A 7,219-nucleotide genomic window follows, 5' to 3' on the forward strand; every position below is an offset into this window, starting at 1 on the left:
CACCGGGCTCCGCCCGCCATCCTTCGACTCCGTCGATCAGAACCTCGCAGGCTCTGTATACGTCCCGAAGACGTCCTTGAGCACGCCGCAGATCTCGCCGAGGGTGGCCTCGGCGCGGACGGCGTCGAGCATCGGCGGGATGAGGTTGACGCCCTCGGCCTCGGCGCCGTGCTTCAGTTCGGCCAATGCGGCGTCGACGGCGGCGTTGTCGCGCCGCTGCCTGCGTCCCGCGAGGTCGCGGTTCTGGGCGAGCTCGACCTCGTGCGAGATCCGCAGGATCTCGAGCGGCTCCTCGATCGACTCGGTGTGCGCGTTGACGCCGACGATCCGCTTGTCGCCCTTCTCCACCGCCTGCTGGTAGCGGAAGGAGGCCTCTGCGATCTCGCCGGTGAAGTAGCCCTCGTCGATGCCGCGCAGCAGGCCCGCCGTGATCGTGCCGTCGTGGCCGAGGTCCTTGATGCGCTGGAAGATCTCCTCGGCCTGCGCCTCGATGCGATCGGTGAGCGCCTCGACGTACCACGAGCCGCCGAGCGGGTCGGCGACGTTGGCCGCGCCGGTCTCCTCGAGGATGACCTGCTGCGTGCGCACGGCGATCTCGGCGGCCTTGGCGGACGGCAGCGCGAGCACCTCGTCGAGCGCGTTCGTGTGCAGCGAGTTGGTGCCGCCGAGCACCGCCGAGAGCGCCTCGAGCGCCGTGCGCACGATGTTGTTCTCAGGCTGCTGAGCGGTGAGGGACACGCCGGCCGTCTGCGTGTGGAAGCGCAGCCACTGCGCCTTCTCCGTCTTCGCGCCGTACACGTCGCGCAGCCACCGTGCCCAGATCCGGCGCGCGGCGCGGAACTTGGCGATCTCCTCGAAGAAGTCGATGTGCGCGTCGAAGAAGAAGGACAGGCCGGGCGCGAACACGTCGATGTCGAGCCCCCGGGAGAGGCCGAGCTCGACGTAGCCGAAGCCGTCGGCCAGCGTGTACGCCAGCTCCTGCGCGGCCGTCGCCCCGGCCTCCCGGATGTGGTACCCCGAGACGGACAGCGGCTTGTACGCGGGGACCTCGCGCGCGCAGTACTCCATGAGATCGCCGATCAGGCGCAGGTGCGGCTCGGGCGGGAAGAGCCACTCCTTCTGCGCGATGTACTCCTTGAAGATGTCCGTCTGCAGCGTGCCGTTGAGCTGGGCGGGTGAGTACCCCTGCCGCTCGGCCGCGACGACGTACATGCAGAACACCGGCACGGCCGGCCCGCTGATCGTCATCGAGGTGGTCACCTCGCCGAGCGGGATGTCCCGGAACAGCACGTCCATGTCGGCCGCGGAGTCGATCGCCACCCCGCAGTGCCCGACCTCGCCGAGCGAGCGCGGCTCGTCCGAGTCCCGCCCCATCAGCGTCGGCATGTCGAACGCGACGGACAGCCCGCCGCCGCCGGCCGCCAGGATCGCCCGGAACCGCTCGTTCGTGTCCGCCGCACTGCCGAAGCCCGCGAACTGCCGGATCGTCCACGGCCGCCCGCGATACCCGGTCGGGTACAGCCCGCGGGTGAACGGGAACTGCCCGGGCCAGCCGATCCGCTCGAAGCCCGGATACGCCGCCGCCTCCGCATCGCTCGCCGGCCCGTACACCGGCTCGGTGGGCTCACCGCTGATCGTGGTGGTGTCCCGGTCGGTCTTCCGAGCGGCCTCGTAGGCCGCCTGCCACCGCTCTCTGCTCATGCCTCCAAAATACTAGGACGTCCAACTACATGTCGAACGTTGGGTGGGGGTGGGGTTTTCAGGCCCGTTGTTGGTGGGGTTTTCAGGCCCGTTGTTGGTGGGGTTTTCAGGCCCGTTGTTGGTGGGTTGGGCGTTGGGCTGAGGTGGAGGTGGAGGTGGGGGACGCGCGGGCTTGTGGCGATATCTCGTTCGCGCTGAACAGGCCCGTTAGAGTGGCCAGACCTCACGGTCGTCCTGTACGACGCGATTCGGGCCGAACTCGAGGCGACGTCGAATTCGCCGTCGGAAGCCCTGCTGGTCGTCGAGGTCACGTCTCCGAGCAACGCTCAGAACGATCGCAAGTGGGGTCTCAAGTACAAGTCGTATGCAAGGGGACGGATCCCCGCCTACCTGCTGATCGAACTCTACGCGGATGACGGCCCGGCGGTGACCCTGTTCACCGAGCCGAACGGAACGCGGTATCTCGGTGAGCAGACCGTCCCGTTCGGCACGAAGCTGGCCTTGCCGGAGCCGCTCGACGAGATCGTCGTCGACACGAGCGCCTTCCCCCTGCCGACTCCCTGAGCCCCGCTCGCCGGACCGATAAAACGTGGAGGGCTGCGGCGCCGTGGCGCCGCAGCCCTCGTCCGATTTCGGCCGTCGTCCTCGTCAGGCCTCTTCCTCGGCGAAGTCTCCCGCGGCCAGGCGCAGGTCACGCAGGGTGGCGAAGAGCGAGTCGTGCTGCTCCGTAGTCAGGGCGCCGAGGCCGAACTCGGCGCCCATCAGGTCCGCGGTCGCCTTCTCGGCCACGCGGCGGCCCTGCTCGGTGATCTCGGCGAGCACGCCGCGGCCGTCGTTCGGGTTCGGCCTGCGGGTGACGAGGTCGGACTTCTCGAGCCGGTCGATGATGTTCGTCACGGACGTCGGATGCACCTGCAGGCGCTCGCCGACCTTGGACAGCGGCAGTGAGCCGTTGCGGCTGAAGACCAGCAGCACCAGAGCCTCGTAGCGCGCGAAGGTCAGGCCGTACGGCTTGACTATCGCGTCGAGCTCCGCGAGCACGAGCTGGTGCGCGCGCATCAGCGACGTGACCGCGCGCATCGAGCTCGACTCGCCCCAGCGGTCCTGCCAGAGCTCGAAGGCCCGTTGGACCGGATCGAAGGAGAGCACCCCGACTCCTTATTCTTACCCGTCTCGGCTCAGCCCTCGAGCATGGCCCGGTCGCGCACCGCCCCGGTGGCCGCGGAGGTGGCCAGCAGCGCGTAGGCCTTGAGCGCGAGCGAGACCGGGCGGTCCCGGTCCTTCGGCTTGTAGCCGCCGCCGGCCTCGAGCGCGGCGCGCCGCTCGGCCAGCACCTCGGCCGGGACGTCCAGCTCCAGGGCGCGGGTGCGGATGTCGATCGAGACAGTGTCGCCCTCCTCGACCAGCGCGATGATGCCGCCGGCCGCGGCCTCCGGGGAGATGTGGCCGATGGACAGGCCGGAGGTGCCGCCGGAGAAGCGGCCGTCGGTGATCAGCGCGCACTTGGCGCCGAGGCCCTTGCCCTTCAGGAACGCGGTCGGGTACAGCATCTCCTGCATGCCCGGGCCGCCCTTCGGGCCCTCGTAGCGGATCACGACCACGTCGCCCGCGACGATCCGGTTGTTCATGATCGCCTCGACGGCCTGCTCCTGGCTCTCGAACACGCGCGCCGGGCCGCTGAAGGTCCAGATCTCCTCGGCCACGCCCGCGGTCTTCACGATGGCGCCGTCCGCGGCGAGGTTGCCCCAGAGCACGGCCAGGCCGCCGTCCTTGGTGTACGCGTGCTCGAGGTCGCGCACGCAGCCGTGCGCGGCGTCCACGTCCAGCTTGTCCCAGCGGTTCTCGGTGGAGAACGGCTCCGTGGTACGCACGCCGCCGGGCGCCGCGTGGTAGAGCTCGAGGGCCGCGGCCGACGGGTTCTCGGCGCGGATGTCCCACTCGTCCAGCCACTCGCCCAGCGACGGGGAGTGCACCGCGTGCACGCCCTCGTCGAGCAGGCCGGCGCGGCGCAGCTCGCCGAGGATCGCCGGGATGCCGCCGGCGCGGTGCACGTCCTCCATGTAATACGTCTTGTCGGCCGACGCGCGGTTCGGCGCGACCTTCACGATGCACGGGACGCGGCGCGAGGTCTCGTCGATCTCCTTGAGGCCGAAGCCGACGCCGGCCTCCTGGGCCGCGGCGAGCAGGTGCAGCACGGTGTTGGTCGAGCCGCCCATCGCCACGTCCATCGCCATCGCATTGCCGAATGCGGCGGGAGTGGCGATCGAGCGCGGCAGGACCGACTCGTCGTCCTTGGCGTAGTACCGCTCGGCCAGCTCCACCGCCAGCGAGCCGGCGCGCTCGAACAGCGCGCGGCGCTTGGCGTGCGTGGCGAGCACCGATCCGTTGCCGGGCAGGCCCAGGCCGAGCGCCTCGACCAGGCAGTTCATCGAGTTGGCGGTGAACATGCCGGAGCAGGAGCCACAGGTCGGGCACGCGGAGCGCTCGATGGTGCCGAGCGTGTCGTCGGAGACCTTCTCGTCGGCGGCGGCCGACATCGCGTCGATCAGGTCGAGCTTGTCGTAGGCGACGCCGTCGCGGATGTGCGCCTTGCCGGCCTCCATCGGGCCGCCGGAGACGAACACCGTCGGGATGTTCAGCCGCAGCGCGGCCATCAGCATGCCGGGGGTGATCTTGTCGCAGTTGGAGATGCACACGAGCACGTCCGCGCAGTGCGCGTTGACCATGTACTCGACGGCGTCGGCGATCAGCTCGCGGGAGGGCAGCGAGTAGAGCATGCCGCCGTGGCCCATGGCGATGCCGTCGTCCACGGCGATGGTGTTGAACTCCTTGGCCACGCCGCCGTTCGCGTGCACCGACTCGGCGACGATCTCGCCGACGTTGCGGAGGTGGACGTGGCCGGGTACGAACTGGGTGAAGGAGTTGGCGATCGCGACGATGGGCTTGCCGAAGTCCGCGTCCGTCATGCCGGTGGCGCGCCAAAGGGCGCGCGCACCCGCCATGTTGCGTCCGTGGGTGGAAGTCCGGGACCGCAGAGCCGGCATAGCGGATCACTCCGTTTCTGGTGGTGCCTTCGTCTGGTCGGCAGCGCCGCCGACTGCTCATGAGTCTCCCACCTCGTCCGCCGGTCGGGACAGCGGTTCCGGCATTCAAGATGCGAGACGGCGCGGCGCCTGGCTCCCCGGGACGCTACGGAGCGGCGTACGAGGCGGTCGGACGGCGGCGACGCGGGCGGCTCAGACGGCCGCTGTCGAGGCGGCGGCGACCGGCGCGGCCTCGTTCTTCACCGAGCGCTCGGCGAAGAAGGCGCCGGTCGGCAGCACGGACATGAGCAGGATCCAGGACAGCCGCTTGCCGGACCACTTGCGCTGGGTGTGGCCGTACGCGGCGATCATCACGTAGGCGATGAACAGCAGGCCGTGCAGCATGCCGAAGATCTGCACCGGCGTCTGCTGGTGCCCGAAGATCTGCAGTGGCACGGCGACGAGGAGCAGGATCAGGAACGAGACGCCCTCGGCGAGCGAGACCGGGACGAACAGGCGGGTGAAGGTGTCACGGGAAGTCATGGCCGACAGCTTACCGACATGTGGTCGGGAAAACCGACTCCGCGCGCGGGGAACGGGACGTAAGACGCGTCACACTGTGGGCGCGGACCTCTAGGCTGTACCGCATGGACTGGAGTAGGCGAGCATGCTCGCGACGGGGGCACGTCCTCTTCGAGCCGACGGAGCCCGAATACCTGTCCCAGGTGCGGGCCGACACGGGTCTCGGCACGGCCTGGCGCTGCCTGCGCTGCGGGGACTTCGTCCTCGACGTGCCGACCGAGACCGGCCCGGTGGCCGAGGCCCCGATGCCGCGCCGCGGGAAGGCGCTGCGCTCGCACTTCATCATGCGGCTGCTGGCGATCGAGCGGCTCTTCCGCTTCGTGCTGGTCGGCCTCGGCGCGTACGCGGTGTGGAGGTTCTCGAACTCGGAGCACGCGCTGCAGCTGCTGTTCGAGAAGAACCTGACCGTCTTCAAGCCGATAGCCCAGCACTACGGCTACGACCTGGACAACTCCTCGGTCGTCACGACGATCCGCAAGCTGTTCACCTACAAGCACTCCTCGCTCGACCTCGCGGCCGCGGCGCTGGCGCTGTACGCGGTGATCGAGCTGCTCGAGGCGATCGGCCTGTGGCTGGCCAAGCGCTGGGGCGAGTACTTCGCCGCGGTGGCCACGGCGCTGTTCCTGCCGATCGAGGTCTACGAGCTCTCCGATCACGCGACGAAGTTCAAGATCGCCACCTTCGCGCTGAACGTGCTCGCCGTGATCTACCTGGTCTGGGCCAAGCGCCTGTTCGGCATCCGCGGCGGCGGTAAGGCGTACGAGGCCGAGCTGACCAGCGAGTCGCTGCTGCACGAGGTCGAAGGCCCGGGCACGGCGCGAACCGGGCGGACCGAGTGGACCGAACGGACGGACCGGACCGAGCGGAACGGGATTGCGGCGGCCGGAGCCGGGCAGACCGGGGTCGGTACGGCGGGGGCCGGGTACGCCGGGGTCGGTACGGCCGGAGCCGGGTCGACCGGGGTCGGTACGGCCGGGGCCGGGTACGCCGGCGCCGGGTCGAACGGACGTGCTGCGGACCCGGCCGCACGGACCGCGCAGCTCCCGCTCGCGGATCCGGCGGCCGCGCAGGTCCCGATGGCCGAGCCGACGCCGCAGGTCTCCCCCGCGGAGCCGCCGGACGGGATTGTTCAAGCTTAAACAACTTCGCGTAAACTGGGAGACATGAGTACTACCCGCTGGCTGGACGAGACCGAGCAGGGGGCGTGGCGCGCCTGGCTCGAGGTCATGCGGCTGCTGCCCAACCATCTCGAGGACCGGCTGCACGAGCGGCACGGGCTGACCCTGACGGACTACCAGGTGCTGGTGGAGGTCTCGGAGTCGGCCGAGCACCGGCTGCGGATGACCGAGCTCTCGCACCGCACGCAGCTGTCCAAGAGCCGCCTGTCGCACCAGATCGGCCGCATGGAGCGGGCAGGCCTGGTGATCCGCACGCAGTGCCCCGAAGACCGCCGCGGCCAGTGGGCCGAGCTGACGGAACAGGGCTGGAGCGTGCTGCGCGAGGCCGCCCCGGCGCACGTCGCCGACGTGCGCGAGCTGTTCTTCGACACCCTCGACCCGCAGCAGGTCGCCGCGCTCGCCGTCGGCTTCCGCGCCGTCGCCGACAAGCTGGGCATGAACCCGGCCACCGGCTGCGCCAACGCGCGGGCGGAGGGGGCTTCGGCAAACGCGGCGGAAGCGTTGGATGCGGCGGATGCGGAAGTTGCGCCGGACGCTTCCGCCGCGGCGGAAGCGCGGTAGACGCGGGGCGGGCTGGGAATCAGCGGACGATGGCGGCCGAGGCCTGACGGTTGCCGGCTGACGGTTGCCGACTGACGCTGACGACTGACGCTGACGGCTGACAACCAGCCCTACCTACGTCGCCGACACTCCGCTGCGCTCCGCGCCGACTCCTACGTTCGGGCTTCTCCCGCC

At 70.1% G+C, this 7,219-nt stretch carries 6 protein-coding genes and 1 pseudogene; 3 read left to right on the forward strand and 4 right to left on the reverse strand.

What is annotated here, in order from left to right:
• Positions 1 to 36 precede the first annotated feature (36 nt).
• Positions 37 to 1,701 (reverse strand): coenzyme B12-dependent isobutyryl-CoA mutase large subunit, encoded by a 1,665-nt coding sequence (icmA, locus tag KDK95_RS11075; RefSeq protein WP_212517992.1) that lies wholly within the window; start codon positions 1,699 to 1,701, stop codon positions 37 to 39.
• A gap of 228 nt (positions 1,702 to 1,929) precedes the next feature.
• Between icmA and KDK95_RS11080 the strand changes: the two are divergent.
• Positions 1,930 to 2,265: pseudogene (locus KDK95_RS11080) on the forward strand (Uma2 family endonuclease); the annotation flags it as partial.
• A gap of 84 nt (positions 2,266 to 2,349) precedes the next feature.
• Here KDK95_RS11080 and KDK95_RS11085 read toward each other — a convergent pair.
• From KDK95_RS11085 to KDK95_RS11095, 3 genes are all read right to left on the reverse strand, one after another.
• A complete protein-coding gene (locus KDK95_RS11085) occupies positions 2,350 to 2,850 on the reverse strand; it encodes a MarR family winged helix-turn-helix transcriptional regulator (RefSeq protein ID WP_307844307.1) in 501 nt (166 codons plus the stop codon).
• Between the two features lie 29 nt (positions 2,851 to 2,879).
• Positions 2,880 to 4,745, reverse strand: coding sequence for a dihydroxy-acid dehydratase (ilvD, locus tag KDK95_RS11090; RefSeq protein ID WP_212517993.1), 1,866 nt, complete (start codon positions 4,743 to 4,745; stop codon positions 2,880 to 2,882).
• A 192-nt stretch (positions 4,746 to 4,937) separates the two neighbouring features.
• Positions 4,938 to 5,267: a DUF3817 domain-containing protein gene (locus KDK95_RS11095; protein WP_212517994.1), complete on the reverse strand. Its 330-nt coding sequence runs from the start codon at positions 5,265 to 5,267 to the stop codon at positions 4,938 to 4,940.
• 104 nt (positions 5,268 to 5,371) lie between these two features.
• Here KDK95_RS11095 and KDK95_RS36825 point away from each other — a divergent pair, with 104 nt between their 5' ends.
• A complete protein-coding gene (locus KDK95_RS36825; protein ID WP_212517995.1) occupies positions 5,372 to 6,445 on the forward strand; it encodes a DUF2127 domain-containing protein in 1,074 nt (357 codons plus the stop codon).
• A gap of 24 nt (positions 6,446 to 6,469) precedes the next feature.
• A complete protein-coding gene (locus KDK95_RS11105) occupies positions 6,470 to 7,045 on the forward strand; it encodes a MarR family winged helix-turn-helix transcriptional regulator (RefSeq protein ID WP_212517996.1) in 576 nt (191 codons plus the stop codon).
• Positions 7,046 to 7,219: the final 174 nt, after the last annotated feature.

This window comes from Actinospica acidithermotolerans, from assembly GCF_018139625.1.
Taxonomy (GTDB): Bacteria; Actinomycetota; Actinomycetes; order Streptomycetales; family Catenulisporaceae; genus Actinospica; species Actinospica acidithermotolerans.